Source organism: Hyphomicrobium sp. 1Nfss2.1, assembly GCF_965243865.1.
Lineage (GTDB): Bacteria > Pseudomonadota > Alphaproteobacteria > Rhizobiales > Hyphomicrobiaceae > Hyphomicrobium_A.
Genome location: NZ_OZ251603.1, coordinates 1,128,704 through 1,150,536, shown reverse-complemented (window position 1 = coordinate 1,150,536; position 21,833 = coordinate 1,128,704). Strand labels below are relative to the sequence as shown.

Here is a 21,833-nt window from a genome sequence, read left to right as displayed (position 1 = left end):
CTCTTGCCATGAGTAGACAAGTCTGTCTACCAATATAGACAGATCTGTCTATTAAAGGGAGTTGTGCCATGGCTGTGAAGGCTGGATTTCGTCTCGGGGTCTACGTCTGCAAAGATCTGGAGATCATCGACTTTGCCGCGCCGTACGGAGTGTTTTCGGTGGCGCGGCGCTTCGATCCCGAGCTTGATGCGTTCTTCGTTGCCGAGAGCTTGCGGCCGACCCAGACGCAGGCGGGTTTCACCGTGCTGCCGAACTATGCCTTCGCGGATCAGCCCGACATGGACGCGTTCCTGATCCCGGGTGGATTCGGCACGCGGCAGGAGCTGAACAACGGGCGCCTGCACGATTTCATTCGCGGGCTGCCGCAGAAGACGCTCCTCGTTTCGGTGTGCACCGGCTCGTGGATCTATGGGCGGATGGGGTTGCTGGACGGACGGGCGGCGACCAACCGCAAGGAGCCGGATCGTCTCGAAGCGTCGAACATGGGCAAGGTGCCGATCGACAGGCTGGCGGAGATTGCTCCGGCGTGCCGCATCTCGCGGGCTCGTGTGGTCGACAGCGGACGCATCATCACGGGCGGTGGCATCGCTTCAGGAATGGAAGTCGGATTCCATCTGCTGCGCCGCGCTGGATATGACGAGGCGTTCATCAGCGAGGTGGCACGCGTGATGGAGTACGCAAAGGCGTATGAAGGTTATCGCGGCGACATCGAATACGATCGCGCACCAGGGAATGCTGCCTAGCGTCCCTGTAAGAACGCAGGTTCAGACATTTCCGGGAGCACTCTAGTCGCCGAAGATCTGCTTGGTGCCGAGGTTGCGGAAGAGCTGCTGCACGATGCCGACGTCCTTGCCACCGGGCGCTGGGGTCGTGCGCGAGACATAGTCGAAGACGCGGCCGTCTTTCATGCCGTAGTTGGCGATGCGCTCGACGGTGCCGGCCTGCGAGAAGTAGACGGCGACGACTTGGCGGTCCTGCTCTGTCGGCAGCATGAAGGCGGTCTGCGTCGCGGTGCTGGAGATGTAGTAGTAGGCCTGACTGGTGCCTACCACGGCAGTGGTCGATGGGGTGCCGAGGTTCATGCGCACCTGCTCCTGCGTCATGCCAGGCTGGATCTGCTGCAGGTCGCCTTCATGGAACTGCACGCCGTGCTTGATAACGCTGGAGTCACATCCAGCAAGCGCGAGCGCGGCTGCGATCATCGCGGCTGGAAGCCTGAAGGATCGACGGGCGTTTACCAGCTTGAAGATGCTCATCTGGGGCAAGGTGTTTTTCGAGTCTCGGCGCATTTTGCTATGTCTTCTCGAGATGCTATCTCTCCCGCGGCTTCGGCCATGGGAAGCACATGGAGCGCGCTTACCCCGTGCCACTTCCTATTGCAACGGGCGCTGATGCAACTTGAGTGGCATCTCCCCGGTTTTCGCATCGTACGAACGTAAGGCCCCGGCGCAGATGCTAGATTCCCTCAGAACCCGAGCCGAGACACGCCGTAAAGCAAGGGAGATTTATGGCGCGGTCGTGACGCAAGCCCGCAAGGAGGGCTTTTACGCCGACCTGGGCGTTCCTGACACACCGGTGGGGCGGTTCGAGATGGTGGCCCTGCACCTGTTCCTCGCCCTCGAGGGGCTGCGTGGGGCAGCCATTCCAGAGGCGCTGTCGCGGATGCTGGTGGAAGCGTTTGTGATCGACATGGACGACAGCCTGCGCGAGCTAGGGACGGGCGACCTCTCGGTTCCCAAAAAGGTGAAGCGCGCGGCTGCTGCTTTCTATGAGCGCAATATGGCTTATCGGGCGGCTCTCGAGGCAGCCGACAAGGACCTGCTGGCGGGGGCCCTGACAGAATACGCCTACGCCGGCGTGGCCGTAGCGGAGGCGGGCGAGCTCGCTCGATATGTGCGTAATGCCGCTGCAGCGCTGGCGCGGTCAGATGCGGTGGACGCACTCGCTGCGGGGCAGGGGTTTGAGGCGGTCAACGGCGCGGAGGGAGAGGGCGCATGAGTGAAGATCTCGATTGGTCGTACCGCGTTACGGAGATCCCCGAAGGGGGCCTGAAGGAGACGCGGGAGGCGACTGAGAGCGAACGCGTGCGATTGGCCACGGCGCTGGAGGTTATCTCCTGTCGGCGTCTGGTGGCCGAGTTTACCATTCGGGCGATCGGCAAGGGCCATTACCGCCTGGCCGGGAAGGTCAGCACCGACGTAACGCAGGCGTGCGTGGTGACGCTGGAGCCGATCGACCAGCGCGCAACGGGTGACTTCGACGTGGAGTTCTGGCCTGCCGATGCACTTCCAAAGGCGAGCGAGGACGAGATCGAGGCCCTGAGCGCGGCGGAAGTGGAGCCTATCGAGCATGGGCGGATCGATGTCGGCCGCATCGTGTTCGAGACTCTGTCGGCGTCGATCGATCCTTACCCGCGCAAAGACGGAGTGGAATTCGACCCACCCCCGGCTGAGGACGACGGTCTGGCGGGCGGTCCGTTTGCGGCGCTACGGAAATTAAGGGAAAATCGGTAGGGGCAATGCCCGTCCGGCGCAGTTAGCCGCGGCGGACAGCGGCCAGAATCCGGTTGTTTCGCACATGCAAAAGAGTATGGTCCGCTCGATTAGGGGTGGGTGGGCGCGTCCGCGTCCTGCCTGCATTCTGGGGAAAATTACGAGGCAAACCGCGACATGTCTCAGCCGCGGACCATAGCGCTCGACGCCATGGGCGGCGATCACGGACCTTCCGTGGTGGTTCCCGGCGCGGCGCTCTCTCTGGAGCGGTATCCAGAGCTCAATTTTATCATGTACGGCAACGAGGCGCTGATCCGGGCTGAGCTCGAAAAGCTGCCGCGGCTGGCCGGGAAGACGCGCGTCGTGCACACCGACCTCGTCGTCTCTATGAGCGAGAAGCCGAGCCAGGCCTTGCGCCGCGGCAAGGGCACCAGTCTGTGGCTGGCGATCGAAGCGGTGAAGAACGGCGAGGCGGATGTGGCCGTCTCGGGCGGCAACACCGGCGCTTTCATGGCGATGTCGAAGTTGATCCTGAGGCCAATGAAGGGGATTGAGCGTCCGGCTATTGCGGCGCTTTGGCCGACGGTGAGGGCGGAGTGCATCGTGCTCGATGTCGGCGCCAACATCGGCGCTTCGGCGAAGGAACTGTGCGATTTTGCACTGATGGGCGCGGCCATGGCACGGGCGTTGTTCCACATCGAGCGACCGACGGTCGGGCTGCTGAACGTCGGCGTCGAGGAGGTCAAAGGCGTCGAAGAAGTTCGGCAGGCGCACGCTTGGTTGAAGGGCACCGAATTGCCGCTCGACTATCGCGGATTCATCGAGGGCGATCAGATTGGCCAGGGGGTCGTCGACGTTGTGGTTGTCGAAGGCTTTGCCGGGAACATTGCCCTTAAGACCGCGGAGGGGACGGCAAAGCAGATTGGTGAATATCTGCGCGCGGCGATGAAGCGCTCGTGGATATCGCAGGCTGGCGCCTTGCTCGCCGCCGGGGCGTTTCGCATCCTTAAGCGGAAGATGGACCCGCGCCGCGCCAACGGCGGCACTTTCCTCGGGCTCAACGGTATCGCGGTCAAGAGTCACGGGGGCACCGATGCCCTGGGCTTTGCCAGCGCCGTCGATCTCGCGTACGAGATGGCTCAGAGCCGGCTTGTGCCTCGGCTTGCCGCCGATCTGGCTGCGTTCCATCACAAGCTCGAGGCGCCCGCCACGGGTTGATGCGGTCTAAGGCATCGAAGCTGGGTCAACGATAAGAAGCAAGGCAGCTCAGTGGCAGTCATCCGTTCAGTCATTCGTGGCGTCGGCGCGCATCTCCCAAAGCGTGTGATGACCAATGCCGACATGGAGAAAATCGTCGATACCAGCGACGACTGGATCGTCGAGCGAACGGGTATACGCCAGCGGCACATCGCCAGCGACGGCGAGCTGACATCGGATCTGGGCATCGCTGCGGCACGCCAAGCGCTGGTGCGCGCGGGCGTGGATCCGGTCGACGTGGACCTCGTCATCTGCGCCACGGCGACGCCGGATCGCACATTCCCCGCGACGGCGGTGCGAATCCAGCACGGTCTGGGCGTCACGAAGGGCGCGGCATTTGACGTGCAGGCGGTATGCTCGGGTTTCGTCTACGCATTGACGATCGCGGACAACTTCATCAAGAGCGGACAGTTCAAGCGCGCGGTCGTCGTCGGCGCGGAAACATTCTCGCGCATCCTCGATTGGGAAGACCGGGCGACATGCGTGCTGTTTGGCGACGGCGCTGGTGCAGTGGTGCTGGAGGCACAGCCCCAGCACGGCACGCGCGAAGACCGTGGCATCCTCTCGACAATCATTCGCTCGGACGGTCGCTTCGAGGACCTGCTGTACGTTGATGGCGGCCCCGGCTCGACGAAGACCGTCGGCCATTTGCGCATGAATGGGCGCGAGGTGTTCCGGCACGCGGTTCAGAAGATCTCCGGCGTCATCGAAGAGACCCTGGTGCAGACAGGCTACGCGCCAGACGAGATAGATCTCTTTGTGCCGCATCAGGCGAACAAGCGCATTCTCGATGGGATCGTAAAGCGGCTCGGTGTACCTGCCGAAAAAATCGTGGTGACACTCGACAAGCACGGCAATACGTCGGCGGCCTCCATTCCGCTGGCGCTCAATCAGGCGTTCGAGGACCACCGTGTTAAGGAAGGTTCGCTGGTGCTGATGGAGGCCATGGGGGGTGGTTTCACCTGGGGCGCCGTGCTCGCCAGATGGTGAGCGAAACCTATCGTTTTCTGCACTGCAGGATGTTTCCTTCTTTTATTTCAGCTAGTTGATGCACGCTCTCGATTGACGATCGGCCTATCCGCCGATACGATCCAAAAAAAGGTGAGAAGAGCGGGAGGCGAAATGCCATGGGAGGCAAGACGTTAACGCGTGCGGACCTTGCCGAGGCCGTCGTGCGCAAGGTTGGTTTGCCGCGTAACGAGAGCCAGGAACTGGTCGAGTTGGTGCTGGGAGAGATCTCGGCCAGCCTTGCTCGTGGAGAGGCCGTGAAGCTCTCTTCGTTCGGTTCGTTCGGTATCCGGCAAAAGGGTGAGCGCATGGGGCGCAATCCTAAAACCGGGGACGAAGTGCCGATCACGCCCCGCAGGGTCTTGGTGTTCCGGCCGAGCAACATTATGAAGGAGCGCATCAACCAAGGTCTGAGCCGTCGCAAGGCAGCCGAATAGCGCTCCTCGCCGGCGGTTAGACCAGCCGGTGGAGGCGTAATTGACTAAGACGGCAGAGGCCTTTCGCACGATCAGCGAGGTTGCCGACGAGCTCAAGGTTCCCAAGCACGTCCTGCGCTTCTGGGAGGGCCGCTTCCCGCAGATCAAGCCGATGAAGCGCGGTGGCGGTCGTCGCTACTACCGCCCCGAGGACATGACGCTGCTGCGCGGCATTTGCCATCTGCTGCATGCCGAAGGCTACACGATCAAGGGCGTTCAGAAGATTCTGCGCGAGCAGGGCGTCGACACCGTCAAGCAGTTCGGCGTCGAGCCGGAAGCCGTGGTGGACGAGGTGCCGGCTGCCGCACCAGGTAAGCGTGCTGGCCGCAAAGCCGCGGCTGCCGCGCGTTCTCCGCTCACCAAAGCCGAAGTGCGTGAACGACTGCTTGCGGCAATTGCCGAGCTTGAGTCGTGCCGCGGCGTGTTGCTGGGCAAGCCGATCGAGACGGCGGCACGGCGGCCTGTGCAGAAGGCGCGGCGCTCAGCGCGCGTTTGAAGGTGCTTTCCGAGGTCGAGCTTTGGGCTGTCGACCTAGCTGCCTGCCGCGATGCGTTGCTCGATGTGGAGCGACGCGTGCCCCGCCTCAGCGTGGCGGACCGGGAACGGGCAGCGTCCATCACAGATGGCGATGTTCGCAATGAGTGGCAGGCCGCGCATGTGGCGCTGCGCATCATCATTGAGCACGCATGCGGTGAGGCATTTCGTGGCGTCACGTTGGCGCGCGAGGACCGCGGCAAGCCGTTCATAGAAGGCGCGCCAATCTCTTTCAGTCTTTCGCATGCGCCGGGTTTGGCGCTGATCGGTATTTCACCCGACGGTGCCATCGGCGTCGATGTCGAGTGCGAGCGAGTGGTGCGCATCGGAGCGGAGCGTCGTGCGCGCATCTGTGCGGCGGGCGCCGGTCTGACGACAGCATCGCTTGCGCGCGATGGCGGAGACGGCTTCCTGCAGGCATGGGTGCGGCTCGAGGCGTTCGCCAAGGCCGACGGCTGCGGAATAGGACGGGTCCTTTCGCGGCTTGGCATTGTCGGCGCCGGGGGGCGCGAACCCGTGGAGGCGGAGGTTATGCAGGCGCGAGCTGCGTCTATTGTCGCAGAGGCTCCAAGGGCTGACGTGCGCGATCTGCAACTCGGAACTGGCCGTTTTGCTGCCGTGGCGTGCCGCGGGCCAGCCTGTGAGGCGGCTCGCGCGGCGCCTGTGCGCTGGCTTCCGAGCGATGTTAAGCAGCTTGAGCAGGCGATGTTTTGAGGGTTGTGCGGCTTTGCCGTTGACCGGCATGGCCTGGCTTGGCAAAAGGAGCGCTTCGGAGCGTAGCGCAGCCTGGTTAGCGCACCAGTCTGGGGGACTGGGGGTCGGAGGTTCAAATCCTCTCGCTCCGACCAAAATATCTCAATGAAATCAATAATTTGCTAGTCGAGCCCCGGCAGAAGAGGTTTCTGCGTGGGGCTTTATTTTTGCGTCAAATCGCCTGCGCACTGATGTCCTAAGTCACTGAAAAAGAAAGCGTTGTCGCGATGGATATAGGCGCGGGCCCGTGGTGCCCATTTTAGGTTCCAGATTGGTGCCAAAAACATCGAAAAGACTGAGAAGGTGAGCGCCTTAATGCATTTCACGACCATTTTGCCTCGGTGCTGAAGTCGATCTGAACTCTAGACCTCCAGTAAAATGCACTGGAGAGCCTGGGGACACTACTGCAACGGCGCACCAGCGGAGGTGCAATTGCAGCCAGCATCTTCAACCCAACGGTCAGGCAGCCGGCGCTCGAACACGCGAGCGTTGCGACCCAAACCAAGTTGGCCTGCGGTCTCGGCGTGCGAACCGCAGCTGACTGCTTGCACTGATGACCTCGTAACTGATGTGCACGCTGATCTGAGCAAGCATGCAGTGGCGCGCCTCGGCGCTGCCAATCGGTATGTGTCATCGGTCAGAAACACGAAAAGCGATGTCCCAAGAGGCGACATCGCCTGACCGGTGGACGGCGCCCGTTGCCCATCGTCGGCTAAGTCCGCTCCTGAAGCTGATCCGGCCATCAGATGTCGACCTTCTCGAAATCTCGATGGCATCAGCCGAGGGGCTTTGCTTGCGCTACCTGGATTCTAGGCGGCCGGTTGCGTCCGGCGCGCGGCTTCCCTGTCCTTAGCCGGCGGTAGGCCGAGCAGACGTCCATATTCGCGCGTGAACTGCGAGACGCTTTCATAGCCCACCTCGAATGCGGCGCTGCTGGCTGACAGACCCTCGGCCAGCATCAGACGCCGCGCCTCGATGAGCCGTAGCTGCTTTTGGAACTGCAGCGGCGAGAGCGATGTCACGGCGCGGAAGTGCTGATGAAACGACGAGGGGCTCATGCCGGCCGCATCCGCCAGGCGCTCGACCGGCAGGGGCTGCTTGAAATCGGCGCGGATCAGTGCGACTGCGCGACCGATGCGCTGCGCGTGGCTATCGACCGACCCGAGGCGGCGAATGGCGGGGCCATGCCGGCCCGCCAACAGCCAGTAGTGCATCTCGCGCTTGAGCTGGGCACTCAAAACCGGAACCGAAGCGGGACGATCGATGAGGCGCATCAGGCGCAGCGCCGCGTCGGTGACCTCGGCGTCGGTCGGCTCGATCTGGACCGGGCCGCCCTCCGTCACTGTCACCACATTCATCTCTTCCATCAGCTCGGCAATCACCGCCCGCTCAAGATGAAACACGAGCGAGAAGTAAGGCGCTGCGACGCTAGCCCTCGTGATCTGGCTTACTGTGGGCACGTCGGCGGTGACGAGCAGGGACTCTCCGGCCGAGAATGCAAAATGCTGCGCGCCCATGGTGACGGCCTTGCTTCCCTGCAGCACCAGGGCCACGAGCGGACAGGAGATCGCGTAGTCCAAACCGCTTGGCGTAGCGGCGCGGACGATTGTGAGCCCGGCGATAGGGGAGCGCGCAATGCCTGACGCATCGGCGTGCGCCTCCGCGAAACGGCGAGCTGTTGAAAGCAGGGCCTCGATCATGAGCCCTCCATAGCAGATCCCCGCGGGCAGCGCACCGAGGTTTGTAGGATTAGGCAAGGACAGAGGAGTTCCTGGCAAGCCGGCAATCGCCGGTTGCTCCACATTCGGTTCAGGCAAACCGACAGGAGCTATCCATGAACAGAATCGCCATTGTTACGGGTTCCAGCCGCGGTCTGGGCCGCAACACTGCGCTCGCCATCGCCCGAAGGGGCGGAGACGTGATCGTCACTTATCACAGCCGCGCCGATGACGCGCAGGCCGTCGTAAAGGAGATTGAGGCAATCGGACGCAAGGCCGTCGCACTGCAGCTCGATGCCGGAGATGTCCGCACATTCGGCCCATTCGCAGACAAGGTGCGCGCGGCTTTGCGTCAGACCTGGGGTCGCAACACCTTCGATCACCTCGTCAACAATGCAGGACACGGCGACATGGCATCGCTCACCGACACGACGGAGGCGCTGTTCGACAAGATGGTCGATGTCCACTTCAAGGGCGTGTTCTTTCTCACACAGGCGCTGCTGCCGCTGATGGCGGACGGTGGTCGCATCGTGAACTTGTCGTCCGGTCTCACGCGCGTCTGCTTTCCTGGCTTCTCGGCCTATGCGGCCGTCAAAGGAGCCGTCGAGGTGCTCACACGCTACATGGCCAAGGAGCTGGGTGGCCGTGGCATCGCAGTGAACACCGTGGCACCAGGCGCAATCGAGACGGACTTCGGCGGCGGCGCCGTCCGCGACAGCGCCGACGTCAACAAGCTCTTTGCCGATATGACCGCGCTCGGGCGCGTGGGCGTGCCCGACGACATCGGCCCCATGATCGCGAGCTTGCTGTCTGAGGAGAACCGCTGGGTCAACGCGCAACGCATCGAGGTTTCGGGCGGCCAAGGCATCTGAGGCTGCATAGCGAAAGGGCAAGCTTGCAGCCGGCGTAGCGGTGTTCATCGCTACGCCGGCACTTGCTGCGTGACGTCCCAGAAGCGGAAGTCGGCGCTCGATCGGGTTGGCTCCGGTGATCCCAGCTCAGCAAGTCCGCTCTGGGAGGTGGATCAGCTATCGAGCGCTTGTGGCGAAGGCGCTGCTACATAACTCCCGGCCGATATCAACTGGGGGCGGTGAACTCGGACGCGGAATGCGGTCCGCTCGGACTGCCCATCGGGCGAGACGCTTCAGAGCTAGAAGCATTCAGGCGCTGATTGACGAACAGCGCGAGCGCCCAGACAGGCACCATCAGGGAGGCGCAGACAGCCGCGAGACCGGCATATCCTCCAGCAGCGATGACAGTACCGGCGAGCAGTGGCCCCGCCGCAAAGCCGAACAGGTAGACCGACCCCGCCGCTGCTGCCCAGCGTCCCGTGGGGTCAAGAGCGGCGGCGAGACCGAGCAGATAGGGCGTCGAAAAGTAGTACAGCAGGATCGACCCCAGCAGGGCCGATACGTAGGCCACCGGATCGGGCCACAGGCACAGCACGAGCACGACAAGCGAAAAGCCGGCGCACGACACTGTTATCGGTATCGAGCGCCCTGCTCGAACGTTTAGCCAAGTGGCGGAAACGGCACCAGCGAGCCCGAACAAGTGTCCAATTGTGAACGCATGTCCGATCGAGTGCCTGTCGAGGCCCGCGCGGTCGCCCATGGGCGCGCTGAACGAGTAGACGGCGGCGCCCGCAGTCAGGAACAGCCCGACCACGGCCAGCGTCATGACACCGAGCACGGGAGACGCCTCTCCTTGGGCATCCTCACGGGCTTTTCTGGCATGGGTGCGAGCGCGCGGCACGAGGAGTAGGAAGGGCGCCAGCAGCAGGACCGTGACGGAAATCAGCGCCAGGATTCCGCGATGAGCGAATGCGGCCACCGCAGCGCCCGCAACCGAGAACAGCGCGATGCTCACCAACGCCCAGGCGATCTGAAAATAGCCGTAAATCTTATCGGGATTGCGGGACCGAGATGCGATGATGCTGAGCGACAGCGCCCATAGGATGCCCTCGCCGGATCCCGCCAGCCCGCGTGACATGAGCAGCGACGCCCACGTGGTGGTGAAGAGCGATGCGCTTTGGCCGAGCAGTGTCAGCGTCATGGCCGCAAAGGCGACATATCTGGCCGAAAGTCGCGGGAGGATCGGCGCTGCCACCAGCGCTGCGACAGCGAGCGAGAGGAATTCCACCGTAAGGACCAAACCGGCATCGCGCTCCGAGAGCGACAGGCCTTTCATTAGGCCATCGACCACGAAGGGTGACATCTGCGCGACTAGGCCACCGATCAGTTGCGCCGCGGTCGCGCCGATCACAAGCGACAGAGGATCACGCTCGGCCCTGCCTTCGGTCACTGGAGCCCCGTCCCCACCGCCGGACGCCTTGAGCTTTGCGGACTGACGCCGGAAGCCCGGTACAAAATCTCTGCGGCTGCCATCAGATCGCGTGTCTCGAGGCCTTCGCTGAAGCGGCGGTAGACAGGCTGCAATATTCCAACCGCGTCATCGCACCGTCCGATGTCGACAAAGTGGCTGGCCAAGTCCGTCGCGATACGCAACTCGAACGACCTTGCTTCTATCGCACGCGCCTCTCCAAGCGCACTTTCGAGCGCTTGCTCGGCACGCGCGTGTTCTCCGGCGCGGTGAAGGATAGAAGCCTCGATGCGCTGCAGCTCGGAGCGGCACCATCGTTCGCCCTGCCGTTCCTGATGTCGGAACGCCTCGGCTATAGCATCGCCGGCCTCGCTCAAGCGGCCGCGACGTGCCAGGGCGTCGGCAAGGATGCCGACCTTCATGGCGATGCGCGAACAGAGGCAGCAGTCTATTACCGCCGCAACGGCCTTGCGCAATTTCGCGACCGCCTCTTCCTCTCCCAGAAGGTCACCCAGTGCTGCGGCGTAGAACTGCTGATCCGGAATCCATATCGCGATGTTCTCAATCTCGACGATCGACTTCAGTTGTGCGGTGTAACGGTCGAGAGAGGATACGTCGGCATTCCAGAGGGCCACGGGCAATGCGGCCATCGCAATGGCGTTGGATTGAGACACCCGATGGCCGAGACTGCCGGCGGCCTCAACCGCGTCACGAGCAGTCGACGCAGCATAGTCAGGATGACCGTTCAACCAGGCGACGAACGGCAGGTGGCACCGGACACCGATATAGCGGTCGACCTGAAATCCTGCCATGCGCGACCGCCGGTCCGGGCGTGCATGGGTAGCGGCGAGGCGATCGAGGACCTGCCGGCCCTCGCTCAGGTGCCCGGTGTAGGTTCGAGCCAGCGCCAATGCCCGTTCCACCTCGGGCATGACCGACCAGTCGCGGTGCCGCTCCGAAAGATCGCGGAGTTCCTCGAAGGATTTGATCGCTTGAGGAATGAACCCAGTTTCGAGAAGGCACAAGCAGCGCCCCAGCATCGCCTGGCGAAGCTGACCTATATTCTCGGACCGCTTGGCGATCTCAATGGCGATAGTCCAGGCATCCAGCAATTCCGGCAGCACTTTGCGCGAGTAGGCGAGGTTCCAAGCGCGCGCGCAGGCAAGCTTTGCTTTCAAGAGGTCATCGCACGGGAAGGTCTCGCCGAGCTGCAGTGCGAATTCGACCCTTTGCCGCGCTTCGGATACGAGCGATGTCTCAAACCAAAGCGGGATCGCCGCCACGGTGAGGCGGACGCCGAGTTCCGGCCTGCAGCCCTCGCCGAACGACCACGATAGCGCGGATCGCAGGTCCCCCAGGCGACCGCGGTAGCGGCTGATCCAATCATCCGTTTCCCGCCAGTCCCAGTCCCCTGCGGATTGTTCGAAGATAGTCAGCATCCGCTGCGCGTGACAATGGCGCACCCGTCCCTCGATGGGATCTCCCAGGAGCCGCTGCAGCGCGTAGTGGCGCGTGCTATCCAACAGCCTGTAGCGCAATCCGGGGCCGATCACCTCGGCAGTGACGAGCGATTTCGCAACGAGGCCGCCAAGGCCGATGGTGACGCCCATCGGATTCAGTCCGGCGGCGGCAGCTACGGCGACGACGTCTTCGAGTTCGAAGGCGCCCACAAACACCGCTACGAGGCGGAAGATCGTCGCCTCATCCTGCGACAGCAGTCCGTAGCTCCAGTCGATTGTCGCCAGCAGCGTCTCCTGACGCGCAGGAACCCCATGGTTGCGCTGCGCACGAAAGCTCAAGTGCTCGCCCATCATTTCCAGCAGCTCTTGCGGCCTGCGGTTCTCCAGCTTGGCCGCCGCAAGTTCGATCGCCAGCGGGAGGCCGTCCAGTGAACGGCAGATCTGTGCAACGGCAGCGCAGTCGCTGTCGACGAGTTGATATCCGGACCACTCCCATACGCGACGGGCGAAGAGATCGAGCGCGGGAAGGCGAAGCGTTTCCTCTACCGATGTCGGATCGCCCGCGCTGCAGAACCGCAGCGGGCCAAGCCAGAACACACGCTCCGCGTTGGTGCCCAGCGGCTCCCGGCTCGTCGCCAGCAGCGCAGATGCGCCCGCGGCGGCTGCAAAGCGCCGGGCAAAGATTGCGGCGGCTGGAAGCACGTGCTCGCAGTTGTCCAGAACCACCAGAATTTTACGCAGGCACAAGTGGTCCAGCACCGCCGTGACGCTGTCGCTCGGATCGCCACGAATGCCAAGCGAAGCAATGAGCGATCCCGCGACGAGCGTTGGGCTGTCGATGGCCGAAAGATCTACGAAACAGATGCCATCTGAGAATTCGCTCCTGAGGGTCTGAGCGACTTCGATAGCCACGGTTGTCTTGCCGATGCCTCCGGCGCCGACGATCGTGACGAGCCGATCCCTCCGGACCTCGTGCAGCAGTGATGCGATCTCGTCATCTCTGCCGATGACTTGGCCCTGCGTCGGTAGCTCGGATGGTCTGGTGATGTGAGTGGCAAGTTCCTGCTCGGCTTCGTCAAGGCTGCTGGTGCGCACCGCAGCCACGAAGCGATAGCCGCGGCCTGCGATCGTCGCGATATAGGTCGGTTGCTTCTGCGTGTCGCCCAGAGAGCGGCGCAAGGTCGACATATTCACCTTCAGATTGCTCTCGTGAACGAAGATGTCCGGCCAAGCGGCCGCCATCAGCTGGTCCTTGCTCACGACTTCGCCGTTGCGTTGGACAAGTGCCGTTAGGAGGTCGATGGCGCGCGCTCCAATGGGAACGGGCGTGCCCTTACGCAGCAAAAGCTGGCGGGCAGGGATAAGTTTGAAGGGTCCGAACGAGAATGAGAGGGCGGTCGGCCCATTGGTCGCTGCAAGCAAGGACGTCTGCCTTCGATTCACGCAGCCTCCAATACTCGATGCCTAAAACGGCGCTGCATCAAATGCTCTCGCACTTTCTTCTTTTACCTCATTTAACCTCTCTCGCACGCTCTCCGATGGTACGCAGAGTCATGAATGCGCGAGCGCAATAATCCGCTGCACCGCCGTCCGACGGATGCGCCGTCGGGCGTAACCGGCATGAGGAGATTGCCCGCTCTAGCCGCTGCTGCGGCTGCCTAAACTCTGAGCACTCTTGAAGAAGGGATGGCATATGAAAGCCGCTCGCATCCACGAATATGGAAAGCCGGTCGTCCTCGAGGACATTCCCATCCCGGACATCCAACCGGACGAGATCCTAGTCGAGGTGAAAGCGTGTGGGATGTGCCGGTCGGACGCTCAACTCATCGACGGCTATTTCCGGCCGTTCGCCGACATCCCGACGCCGATCACCATCGGGCACGAAATCTCCGGCGTGGTCTCCAAGATCGGCAAGGATGTCCCGAAGATCGCGGGCTTTGAAGAGGGAGACCCCGTGGGCGTGGCGCCGGGTTGGGGCGATGGTATCTGTCGTCACTGCCTCGTGGGCAACACTCACATCTGCCCCAATGTGCGTTGGCCTGGTTTTGGCCCATACGGCGGATTCGCAGAGTATATCCCGGTACCGGCGCGCTACCTCGTCAAGGCGGACAAGCGTCTGGCGTTCGAGAAGATCGCTCCCCTCACGGATGCGGGTCTAACGCCGTATCGCGGCATCAAAAAGCTGCGCGACGCAGGCGCGCTCGGCCCGGGCCGGGTCATCGGAGTCTTCGGCATTGGCGGCTTAGGCGTCTACGCGGTCCAGTACGCGAAGCTGCTGGGCGGGGGCGCCAAAGTGGTCGCGTTCGCACGCAACGCTGACAAACTCGCCGTGGCCACGGAGTACGGGGCCGACCACGTCGTGGCGATCAAGAACAAGACCTCCGACACGATCGCATCGGACCTCGAAAAGGCCGTGGGGCAGAAGGATCTAGACGCTATCATCGACTGCGCCGGCGCGACAGAAATGATGGAGCTCGGCTTCAGCCTGCTCGGGATCAGCGGTCATTACGCCAATGTCGGGTTGGTCGGGGACCGCATCGATGTTCCGTTGCTTCCGCGCGTGAACCGCGAGCAGACATTCCATGGCTCTTACTGGGGCAACAACGTGGATCTGGAAGAGGTATTGTCGCTCGCCGCCGACGATAAGATTCGTCACACGACCAAAATCTTCAAGTTCGAGCAAATGAACGAATATCTCGATTTGATCAGGTCGGGCGAAATCGTCGGCAGGGCAGTGATGAAGTGGTGACAAACCTGATGCACAAGAAAGCTCTCCATTCCTGAGCCTCGCATCGCAAAGGAGAAAGCCGTGACCCAGCACGTTCTGTTCATCGTCACCAACGCTCCCGTGATCGGCCCGAAGAGTCGCAAGACCGGCTTCTTCTTCGCCGAGATAGCGCATCCTTTCGACGTGCTCGACAAGGCCGGGATCGCGATAGAGTTCTCCTCGCCCGCGGGGGGGTGGACACCCTACGACGCGTATGACGAGAAAGACCCCGCTCAGAAGGAGTTCTTCGAAAGCAAGGCATTTCGACGGCTGAATCGCGGCCGCAAGCTGTCAGAGGTCGATGCAGCGGATTACGACGCCATCCTGGTGCCGGGTGGCCTCGGGCCAATGGTCGACATCCAGCGCAACAAGGACGTGCAACAGGCCATCGTTCGTGCCTGGACCACGAACAAGCTCGTCAGCGCAGTGTGCCACGGTCCGTGCTGTCTACTCGGTGTCGACATCGGGGATGGCAAGCCGTTCGTTAGCGGCAAGAAGATTACGTCCTTCTCGAAGAAAGAAGAATACGATTATGCGCGCGAGGATGTTCCCTACGAGCTCGAGGACGCGCTGAGGGCCGAGGGTGCGGACTACTCGTCGACGGACAACTGGCAGCCGAAAGTCGTCGTCGACGGACGCCTGATCACGGGCCAGAACCCCGCCTCCGCGGGACCGCTGGGCAAGGAGTTGCTCGCCGCTCTGAAGCGGGCGCGACGCATCGAGTGAGAATTCCATCGGAGCCTTCGCATGACGCAATCGCCCGCCAAGATAACCGCCATCCTCCGGGATTCGCCCCACTACAAAGACTATCTGGCGAAGGTACCCAACCTGGCTGACCGCATGGCGTTCGTGGTCGAAGCGCTGGAAGTAGCCTGATCCAGGCCGTATATCTGCTGCGTCAGCGCTTGCTTCTTTATCCGCCCATCTGTCCGGATGAGAAAGGACGAAGCGATGTTGAATGTCGTGCAAGCCTTCGATAGAGCGCCCATTGCGGAATTGCCAACCGACGATGCGGCAGCGCTAGAACGGAAGCTCGCGACCGCGCGCGCCCGCTTCGAGGATCGCGCAGGCTGGCTGCAGCCGCACGAGCGAATGCGCGTGCTGCATACTTTGGCCGGCATTGTCGAAGAAAAGCGCGATGCGTTCGCCACGCTGATCGCGCGCGAAGGGGGAAAACCCTATACAGACGCGCGCGTCGAGGCCGACCGGGCGATCGACGGGATACGCAATGCGGCGGACCTGCTGCGAACGCGCGGTGGCGTCGAGATTCCCATGGGCCTCACCCCCGCCAGCGAGAACCGGCGGGCGTGGACTATCAAGGAACCCATCGGCGTCGTTGCGGCGATTTCCGCCTTCAATCATCCGCTCAACCTTGTTGTGCATCAGATTGCACCCGCCATCGCCACGGGGTGCCCGATCATCATCAAGCCGGCCACAGCGACACCACTCAGCTGTGTCGAGATCGTGAAGCTGGTCCATGAAGCCGGAATGCCGGACGGGTGGGTGCAGACGCTGCTGCCGGATAGCCGCGAGCTGTCGGAAGCCTTCGCAAGCGACCCGCGGATAGCCTTCCTGAGCTTTATCGGTTCGGCAAAGGTCGGCTGGCACCTGCGCACGATCCTAGCGCCTGGCACACGATGCGCACTCGAACATGGCGGCGTCGCACCGGTCATCGTTGATCGAAGCGCCGACCTCGACAAAATCATCGAGCCGATTGTCAAGGGCGGTTACTACCACGCCGGCCAAGTGTGCGTGTCTGTCCAGCGCATCTATGTTCATGCGGGGCTGAAGCAAGCGTTCATTGAGCGGATGGCGGCGCGCGTCGAGCAGTTGCGCGTGGGCGATCCGGTCCGCGCCGAAACCGAGGTCGGTCCTCTGATAACTCCGGCGGAGGCAAAGCGCGTCGAAAGCTGGGCAGACGAGGCCGTGGGCGCGGGTGCCCGCCGGATCGGTGGCGGTCGCCTCAGCGATACGACGCTCAAGCCTGTCATTCTGGTAGATCCGCCGGGCGAGGCCAAAGTGTCGACGCACGAAGTGTTCGGGCCAGTGACTTGCGTTTATGGGTTTGACGGGATGAACGATGCGATAGCTGCGGCGAATGCACTACCGGTCGCGTTTCAGGCGAGCATCTTCACCAACGACTTGCATACCGCCTTCAAGGCCGCCGAGCACCTCGACGCTTCGGCCGTGATGGTCAACGACCACAGCGCATTTCGCACCGACTGGATGCCTTTCGCAGGGCGGCGCGAGTCGGGCTACGGCGTCGGCGGCATCCCATTCACGGCCAGGGAAATGACCGCGGAGAAGATGATCGTTTTCAAGCAATGATACGGTCGAACATGGCCGTGAGCACGGGTACAGTTGGGACATCGGAGACTGTGCGAGGGAGGACGCGACATGACGAAAAAATTTACAGGACGATGTGCCTGCGAGGCCGTCAAGTTCGAGTTCGACAAGAATCCCGACTTCATAGCCGTCTGCCACTGTCTGGATTGCAAGAAAGCGTCGGGCGGCGAAGCGGCAACATGGTTTGGTGTGCCGAGCGATGATTTCACGCTGCTCAGCGGCACGACTAAGGCGTATTCGTACGTTGCGGATTCAGGCAAAAAATTGGACCGAAACTTCTGTCCAGACTGTGGTGCGCGCTTGTACACCAGCAATTTGGAGAGCTTCCCGGGAATGGTTTTCGTTCAATTGGGAAGCCTCGATCAACCGCAGCTCATCACCCCGAAGCTGGAAATGTTCGTCAAGCGCCGCCTACCGTGGGTTAAACCGCTCGGGCTACCGGAATTTAGCGACATGCCCAAGTGACACTTTTTCGTGCTCGTATGCCGGCGCCGACCCGGTTGGATAAGGTGGTGCGTCCCAGTTGCGGAAGTGGGTCAATTCCTTGGTCGACGCCCCAGGACGATCGCCCAGCACGTCCGCTCGTGGCGGTGAACTGGCTGTCAGACGCAGACCTTCCGCGCGGGAGCAGGAACCCGATGCGCGGGCGTGTTCGCGTCGATGCGACCGCTTATCCAATGCCCCGAAAAAGACGGCGCCCGTACGGGCGCCGCGTTGTTCCTGAAGTTAGACGCTCTCAGTTCTTGACTGCGCCCTTGACGTCGACGGCGACGCTGCGCTGCTCACCGCCTTTGGTGGCGGTGCCGTGCCAGATGCCGTTCTCATCCTTTGTGAGATTGGAGACGTCGGCGTGGCCGAGGTGGAGAAGGTGGGCGCGGGCCTGCTTCTCGGTAAATAGGTTCCCCTGGGCGGCCGTGCCGGCCTCCGTCGGCGCAGCAGCGTTGGTGGCCGGCGTTTCGGCCAGCGCAGGAAGGGCAAGGCATGCGGTGAGAACTGCTGATAGGGCGAGTGCGCGCTTCATGATTGAGTCTCCAGATCTTATTGGGGGAGCGTGCGCGGGGGGTAGGGCGCACGAGAAAATCGCCGCGGACGGCCGACCGCCATCCGCGGCGTGAGGTGACAGACCGTTAGATGATGTCGATTTCGGCAGGCATGTAGCTCGTGACTTCGAGCCCGACTTCCTGCTCGCGAACCTGTGGTTTGTTCCAAGTGCGCATATATTCCTCCAATCAAAGCGGCCCACTGACACGGGGTCCTGAGTGGGATGTGGTGACGCGCTAGGACACGTACCAATCACGTTCGTGTTTAAATTCGCGAGCGTCCGGCGCATTCGGGGCGGCGGCGCAAGTCGGCGGTGCGACGGCACCGACGTCCCTGCAGCCGACCGAAGCCAACCCGCTTATAGATGCAACCGCGTTGTTGCCATCTAAGCCTGGCCGCCGATGGATCGCGCCGACTGGGCAGCTTGCTGAGCTCATCTGCCAACCTATCGCATCCCAAACCAAGCGGTGAGAGCCTCAACGAGGCCCGCATGCGTCCCTTGTCCAACCCAGGCTACATACCCGTCGGGGCGGATCAGCACCGCCGAGGGTGCCGAAACCGCGCCGGTCACCGGGAGGTTCCATTCATGACCGTCGTAGTTTGCATGGACGGTCCGGACGTAATCTGACCATAGGCCCGCATCTACGCTTCCGGGGCAGCCTAGAGTGAGAAGCACTGGCCGGGCCTCCCGCAGATGCATATAGAGTCGCTCCTGGCCTTCAGCCGTTGGAAGATCAAGGTCCGGCATCCGGCGACCAAGGAGCGGATGCCCCTCTCCAAGGTCATAGCGAATGTCGAGACCGGACATCCGACCGGCCGTGACGAGCTGCGGCTCGCCCATGCCGACGATCTCGCTGACGATGGCGCTCAGGGCTTGCGTGCGGTCGTCGGAGCGGCTGAGTGCGACTGTGGCCATCGTGTAGCGAAGCATCCTAGCGGCAACCGGATGCCGCTCGGCATGATAGGTGTCGAGCAACGAGTGGGGCGCTGCGCCGTTGACCACCAGCGCGAGCTTCCATCCGAGATTGACCGCATCCTGGATGCCTAGGTTCATTCCGAACCCGCCGGCCGGATAGTGGATGTGCGCCGCGTCACCTGCCAGGAGCACCCGACCTTTACGGTAGGTCTCTGCCTGCCGGGTCATGTCGGTGAACCGCGTAATGAAGGCCGGGCTGTGGATGCCGTAGTCGGACCCATAGTGGGCGATCAGGCCCTCGCGGAGATGGTCGAGCGTCGGGTCGGCGACTTCGATGCTGCGCTCGGTTACCAGGATTCCAATCTTGCCGTCTTCGGTCTTGCTCAGCGCGTGGGTGCCGATCGCGTCGCTGCGAAGCCCGCACTCAGGTTCGCTGGTCATTCTGGCTTCGGCGAGGAGATGGCTGACGGTTGGATCCGATCCGGGGAAGGCGATGCCCGCAGCCTTGCGGATAAAGCTGCGCCCGCCGTCGCAGCCGACGAGATACTGAGCCCGCAACTGCCGGCCGTCGCGGAGGGCGACGGCGATGCCTGAGGCGTCCTCTGTGAAACCTATGATCTCGACGCCGCGGATGATCGGCACGCCGACCTCATCGGCCCAATTGAGAATTATGCGCTCGCTGTGCTTCTGGATGAGCGCGAGGCCGTAAGGGTGGCGGCTCGGAAATGCGCTGATGTCAAATCGTACGCCGGAGAAGCCCAGCACCTGCATTGGTTTCCCCTCGGCGAGGAGACGGTCGGCGATGCCACGCTGATCGAAGACCTCGATGGTGCGGGCATGGAGGCCGAGCGCGCCCGGCTGAACACGGTCCTTCTGCGCTCTCTTCTCGATGATGGCGACGTCCACACCTGCCAGTTTCAACTCGGCGCCTAACATCAGCCCAGTCGGGCCGCCGCCGGCAATGATTACAGCGTGTTCGCACATGTGCCCTCCGCGCTTCGCAATGGGCACTTTTTCTAGTATATGTCCGGGGTCTTGAAGCAAGGCCCTTGCGCGCTACATGTCAGAGTGGGCGAGGAGCGTTTAATCCCGCCCTTCAGCCCGTTGTGACACGCTTGAGCCTCGATGCTTGCGTGCGCCCTGTTCCATCCCCGCGGTTCGATATCGATGGCGGGCGGCATGCCGTCCCGCCGGACGGTCACAGGCTGTTACGCGCTCTTGGGTCGCGAGAATGCAAGATACGGTGTGAACTCGCTGCGCATGTCGTCGAGCAACTCGCCTAGCCGATTTATGGCAGTCTCGATGTCCTTTTCCTTGACGGAGCTGTAGCCCATCACGAGCGATTGACGACTTGCACTCCCGTCGAAATCGAAAGCCGCACCGCTGTTGAGCGCATAAACGCCGACGCCCCGCAGACGCGCACGCTGCTGGACCACCGCCGCATCCGGACAGCCCTTGGGCAGTGTCCACACGATATGCAGACCGCTATCGGCTCCAGAGATCTCAACCTGGCCGAAAACACGATGCAGGTTCTCAATCAAGCAATCCCTGCGGCTCTTGTAGAGCTTGCGCGCGCGGCGCAGGTGCCGTTCGTACAGCCCGCTTTCGATGAACTCCGTTAACACGGCCTGGTCCAGCCATGGCTGCCCATGGTTCATCTGTGACTTCACGATGCGCGCGGGATGGGCCAGCTCGGAAGGCACAACGGTGAAACCGAGTCGTAGTCCTGCGCCGAGGGATTTTGAGAAGGTGCCGAGATAAAACACGCGGCGATGAGCATCGAAACCGGCGAGCGCCGTGATGGGACGGCCGTCATAGCGGAAGTAGCTGTCGTAGTCGTCCTCAATGATGACGCTGTTGGTCTCACGCGCCCATTCCAGCAGTTGCTGCCGCCGCTCAAGCGAAAGCGTGGCGCCAGTCGGGTATTGGTGGGATGGCGTTACGAAGACAACGCCTGCGCGGTCGCGCGGCAACTTCTCCACCACCATGCCGTTCTTGTCCACCGGGATAGGATGCAGATCCGCACCGAGGCTGCGGAACAGAAAGGCGGCGCCCTGATAACACGGGTTCTCGATGTAGAAGGGATGGTCGTTGGTGTTGAGCAGGCGGCAAATGAGATTGAGACCGTCCTGCGAGCCGCTCGTAATGATCACCTGTTCGGCTGCAACAAGAACGCCGCGCGCTCGTCCGAGGTGATTGGATATGGCGACACGAAGCTCGGACAAACCTGCCGGATCACCGTATTCGGTAAGGTTCGCGCCGCCCACCGACATCTTGCGCAGTAACAGCCGGCGCCACGTCTCAACAGGAAACGAATTGGGATCGGAGCGTCCAACCCAAAAGTCGATGACAGGCTGGCCCGAGTCTGGTCGCGATAGACTGGGCGGATGACCGGCGAAGCACAGGAGCGGAGACGGGAACTCCAGTTCGCGTGCGTGCGCCGCGCTTTTGCCCGCACCAGCGGTCAGGGTTTCATCAGGCAGCGAACGGCTTACATAGGTGCCGGAACGGCCGCGGCTTTCCGTATATCCCTCTGCAAGCAGGCGGTCATAGGCAAGCGCGATCGTGTTCCGAGAAATGCCGAGCTGCTCTGCGAGTTGACGCGTAGGCGGCAACATCATCCCCGGCCGAAGAAGACCCCGCAGAATGAGATCGCGGATCTGCTCGAAAGCCTGGTTCTGGAGGGTCTCGCCGGACTCCTTGTCCAGCTTCAGATCAAGTTCCAACACTCACCTCCTGCGGCACG

Annotated in this window: 22 protein-coding genes and 1 tRNA gene; 15 read left to right on the top strand and 8 right to left on the bottom strand. The window is 62.4% G+C overall.

From position 1 onward, the window contains the following. Positions 1 to 68 precede the first annotated feature (68 nt). Entirely contained in the window at positions 69 to 743 is a 675-nt protein-coding gene (locus ACP15D_RS05740) for a DJ-1/PfpI family protein (RefSeq protein WP_424956589.1), read from the top strand. 42 nt (positions 744 to 785) lie between these two features. Here ACP15D_RS05740 and ACP15D_RS05735 read toward each other — a convergent pair whose 3' ends face one another. After that, entirely contained in the window at positions 786 to 1,289 is a 504-nt protein-coding gene (locus tag ACP15D_RS05735) for an outer membrane protein assembly factor BamE (protein WP_424956588.1), read from the bottom strand. 229 nt (positions 1,290 to 1,518) lie between these two features. On the opposite strand from ACP15D_RS05735, the gene ACP15D_RS05730 reads away from it, so the two are divergent. The 8 genes from ACP15D_RS05730 to ACP15D_RS05695 all read left to right on the top strand — a co-directional run bounded on the left by ACP15D_RS05730 (position 1,519) and on the right by ACP15D_RS05695 (position 6,615). After that, positions 1,519 to 1,998 carry a ubiquinol-cytochrome C chaperone family protein gene (locus ACP15D_RS05730; RefSeq protein WP_424956587.1) on the top strand — a complete coding sequence of 160 codons (480 nt, stop codon included), beginning with the start codon at positions 1,519 to 1,521 and terminating at the stop codon, positions 1,996 to 1,998. Beyond that, entirely contained in the window at positions 1,995 to 2,513 is a 519-nt protein-coding gene (locus tag ACP15D_RS05725) for a YceD family protein (RefSeq protein ID WP_424956586.1), read from the top strand. Before ACP15D_RS05730 ends, ACP15D_RS05725 begins: the two co-directional genes overlap by 4 nt. A 156-nt stretch (positions 2,514 to 2,669) precedes the next feature. Further along, a complete protein-coding gene (gene plsX, locus ACP15D_RS05720; protein ID WP_424956585.1) occupies positions 2,670 to 3,710 on the top strand; it encodes a phosphate acyltransferase PlsX in 1,041 nt (346 codons plus the stop codon). 51 nt (positions 3,711 to 3,761) lie between these two features. After that, a complete protein-coding gene (locus ACP15D_RS05715) occupies positions 3,762 to 4,739 on the top strand; it encodes a beta-ketoacyl-ACP synthase III (protein WP_424956584.1) in 978 nt (325 codons plus the stop codon). Positions 4,740 to 4,876: 137 nt separating this feature from the next. Beyond that, positions 4,877 to 5,194, top strand: a complete 318-nt coding sequence (locus tag ACP15D_RS05710) for an integration host factor subunit alpha (RefSeq protein WP_072374733.1) — start codon at positions 4,877 to 4,879, stop codon at positions 5,192 to 5,194. A 40-nt stretch (positions 5,195 to 5,234) separates the two neighbouring features. Further along, positions 5,235 to 5,729 carry a MerR family transcriptional regulator gene (locus tag ACP15D_RS05705; RefSeq protein ID WP_424956583.1) on the top strand — a complete coding sequence of 165 codons (495 nt, stop codon included), beginning with the start codon at positions 5,235 to 5,237 and terminating at the stop codon, positions 5,727 to 5,729. Next, positions 5,726 to 6,481 (top strand): 4'-phosphopantetheinyl transferase family protein, encoded by a 756-nt coding sequence (locus ACP15D_RS05700; protein WP_424956582.1) that lies wholly within the window; start codon positions 5,726 to 5,728, stop codon positions 6,479 to 6,481. Before ACP15D_RS05705 ends, ACP15D_RS05700 begins: the two co-directional genes overlap by 4 nt. Positions 6,482 to 6,537: 56 nt before the next feature. Next, positions 6,538 to 6,615 (top strand) — tRNA-Pro (locus ACP15D_RS05695). Between the two features lie 714 nt (positions 6,616 to 7,329). On the opposite strand, the gene ACP15D_RS05690 is transcribed toward ACP15D_RS05695, so the two are convergent. Continuing rightward, on the bottom strand, positions 7,330 to 8,220 hold the full coding sequence (locus ACP15D_RS05690) for an AraC family transcriptional regulator N-terminal domain-containing protein (RefSeq protein WP_424956581.1): 891 nt from the start codon (positions 8,218 to 8,220) through the stop codon (positions 7,330 to 7,332). Between the two features lie 134 nt (positions 8,221 to 8,354). On the opposite strand from ACP15D_RS05690, the gene ACP15D_RS05685 reads away from it, so the two are divergent. Next, positions 8,355 to 9,110: an SDR family NAD(P)-dependent oxidoreductase gene (locus tag ACP15D_RS05685; RefSeq protein WP_424956580.1), complete on the top strand. Its 756-nt coding sequence runs from the start codon at positions 8,355 to 8,357 to the stop codon at positions 9,108 to 9,110. 205 nt (positions 9,111 to 9,315) lie between these two features. Here the strand turns inward: ACP15D_RS05685 and ACP15D_RS05680 are convergent, their stop codons facing one another. Together ACP15D_RS05680 and ACP15D_RS05675 are read right to left on the bottom strand one after the other, a co-directional pair. Next, entirely contained in the window at positions 9,316 to 10,539 is a 1,224-nt protein-coding gene (locus ACP15D_RS05680) for an MFS transporter (protein ID WP_424956579.1), read from the bottom strand. Beyond that, positions 10,536 to 13,460: an ATP-binding protein gene (locus tag ACP15D_RS05675; RefSeq protein WP_424956578.1), complete on the bottom strand. Its 2,925-nt coding sequence runs from the start codon at positions 13,458 to 13,460 to the stop codon at positions 10,536 to 10,538. The genes ACP15D_RS05680 and ACP15D_RS05675 overlap by 4 nt, the downstream gene beginning before the upstream one ends. 250 nt (positions 13,461 to 13,710) lie before the next feature. Here ACP15D_RS05675 and ACP15D_RS05670 point away from each other — a divergent pair, with 250 nt between their 5' ends. From ACP15D_RS05670 to ACP15D_RS05650, 5 genes are all read left to right on the top strand, one after another. Then, positions 13,711 to 14,766: an NAD(P)-dependent alcohol dehydrogenase gene (locus ACP15D_RS05670; protein ID WP_424956577.1), complete on the top strand. Its 1,056-nt coding sequence runs from the start codon at positions 13,711 to 13,713 to the stop codon at positions 14,764 to 14,766. A gap of 60 nt (positions 14,767 to 14,826) precedes the next feature. After that, positions 14,827 to 15,510, top strand: coding sequence for a type 1 glutamine amidotransferase domain-containing protein (locus ACP15D_RS05665; RefSeq protein WP_424956576.1), 684 nt, complete (start codon positions 14,827 to 14,829; stop codon positions 15,508 to 15,510). A gap of 21 nt (positions 15,511 to 15,531) precedes the next feature. Next, positions 15,532 to 15,660, top strand: a complete 129-nt coding sequence (locus ACP15D_RS05660) for a hypothetical protein (protein WP_424956575.1) — start codon at positions 15,532 to 15,534, stop codon at positions 15,658 to 15,660. 75 nt (positions 15,661 to 15,735) lie between these two features. Beyond that, positions 15,736 to 17,112 (top strand): aldehyde dehydrogenase family protein, encoded by a 1,377-nt coding sequence (locus ACP15D_RS05655; RefSeq protein WP_424956574.1) that lies wholly within the window; start codon positions 15,736 to 15,738, stop codon positions 17,110 to 17,112. 69 nt (positions 17,113 to 17,181) lie between these two features. Continuing rightward, the gene (locus tag ACP15D_RS05650) at positions 17,182 to 17,595 is read left to right on the top strand and encodes a GFA family protein (RefSeq protein WP_424956573.1); all 414 of its coding nucleotides are present in this window, start codon (positions 17,182 to 17,184) and stop codon (positions 17,593 to 17,595) included. 271 nt (positions 17,596 to 17,866) lie between these two features. On the opposite strand, the gene ACP15D_RS05645 is transcribed toward ACP15D_RS05650, so the two are convergent. From ACP15D_RS05645 to ACP15D_RS05630, 4 genes are all read right to left on the bottom strand, one after another. Then, complete coding sequence (locus ACP15D_RS05645; protein WP_424956572.1) at positions 17,867 to 18,151, bottom strand: PepSY domain-containing protein; 285 nt, start codon at positions 18,149 to 18,151, stop codon at positions 17,867 to 17,869. 106 nt (positions 18,152 to 18,257) lie between these two features. Then, entirely contained in the window at positions 18,258 to 18,347 is a 90-nt protein-coding gene (pqqA, locus tag ACP15D_RS05640) for a pyrroloquinoline quinone precursor peptide PqqA (RefSeq protein ID WP_424956571.1), read from the bottom strand. Between the two features lie 269 nt (positions 18,348 to 18,616). Then, complete coding sequence (locus tag ACP15D_RS05635) at positions 18,617 to 20,071, bottom strand: FAD-dependent monooxygenase (protein ID WP_424956570.1); 1,455 nt, start codon at positions 20,069 to 20,071, stop codon at positions 18,617 to 18,619. 224 nt (positions 20,072 to 20,295) lie between these two features. Continuing rightward, on the bottom strand, positions 20,296 to 21,813 hold the full coding sequence (locus ACP15D_RS05630; protein WP_424956569.1) for a PLP-dependent aminotransferase family protein: 1,518 nt from the start codon (positions 21,811 to 21,813) through the stop codon (positions 20,296 to 20,298). Positions 21,814 to 21,833: the final 20 nt, after the last annotated feature.

Excerpts from the sequence above, each read along its gene's own strand:
- ACP15D_RS05690 (WP_424956581.1), bottom strand. The coding sequence starts at position 8,220 with ATGATCGAGGCCCTGCTTTCAACAGCTCGCCGTTTCGCGGAGGCGCAC.
- ACP15D_RS05660 (WP_424956575.1), top strand. The coding sequence starts at position 15,532 with ATGACGCAATCGCCCGCCAAGATAACCGCCATCCTCCGGGATTCGCCC.
- ACP15D_RS05735 (WP_424956588.1), bottom strand. The coding sequence starts at position 1,289 with ATGCGCCGAGACTCGAAAAACACCTTGCCCCAGATGAGCATCTTCAAG.
- ACP15D_RS05650 (WP_424956573.1), top strand. The coding sequence starts at position 17,182 with ATGACGAAAAAATTTACAGGACGATGTGCCTGCGAGGCCGTCAAGTTC.
- pqqA (WP_424956571.1), bottom strand. The coding sequence starts at position 18,347 with ATGCGCACTTGGAACAAACCACAGGTTCGCGAGCAGGAAGTCGGGCTC.
- ACP15D_RS05710 (WP_072374733.1), top strand. The coding sequence starts at position 4,877 with ATGGGAGGCAAGACGTTAACGCGTGCGGACCTTGCCGAGGCCGTCGTG.
- ACP15D_RS05635 (WP_424956570.1), bottom strand. The coding sequence starts at position 20,071 with ATGTGCGAACACGCTGTAATCATTGCCGGCGGCGGCCCGACTGGGCTG.
- ACP15D_RS05655 (WP_424956574.1), top strand. The coding sequence starts at position 15,736 with ATGTTGAATGTCGTGCAAGCCTTCGATAGAGCGCCCATTGCGGAATTG.
- ACP15D_RS05740 (WP_424956589.1), top strand. The coding sequence starts at position 69 with ATGGCTGTGAAGGCTGGATTTCGTCTCGGGGTCTACGTCTGCAAAGAT.
- plsX (WP_424956585.1), top strand. The coding sequence starts at position 2,670 with ATGTCTCAGCCGCGGACCATAGCGCTCGACGCCATGGGCGGCGATCAC.
- ACP15D_RS05685 (WP_424956580.1), top strand. The coding sequence starts at position 8,355 with ATGAACAGAATCGCCATTGTTACGGGTTCCAGCCGCGGTCTGGGCCGC.
- ACP15D_RS05725 (WP_424956586.1), top strand. The coding sequence starts at position 1,995 with ATGAGTGAAGATCTCGATTGGTCGTACCGCGTTACGGAGATCCCCGAA.
- ACP15D_RS05645 (WP_424956572.1), bottom strand. The coding sequence starts at position 18,151 with ATGAAGCGCGCACTCGCCCTATCAGCAGTTCTCACCGCATGCCTTGCC.
- ACP15D_RS05670 (WP_424956577.1), top strand. The coding sequence starts at position 13,711 with ATGAAAGCCGCTCGCATCCACGAATATGGAAAGCCGGTCGTCCTCGAG.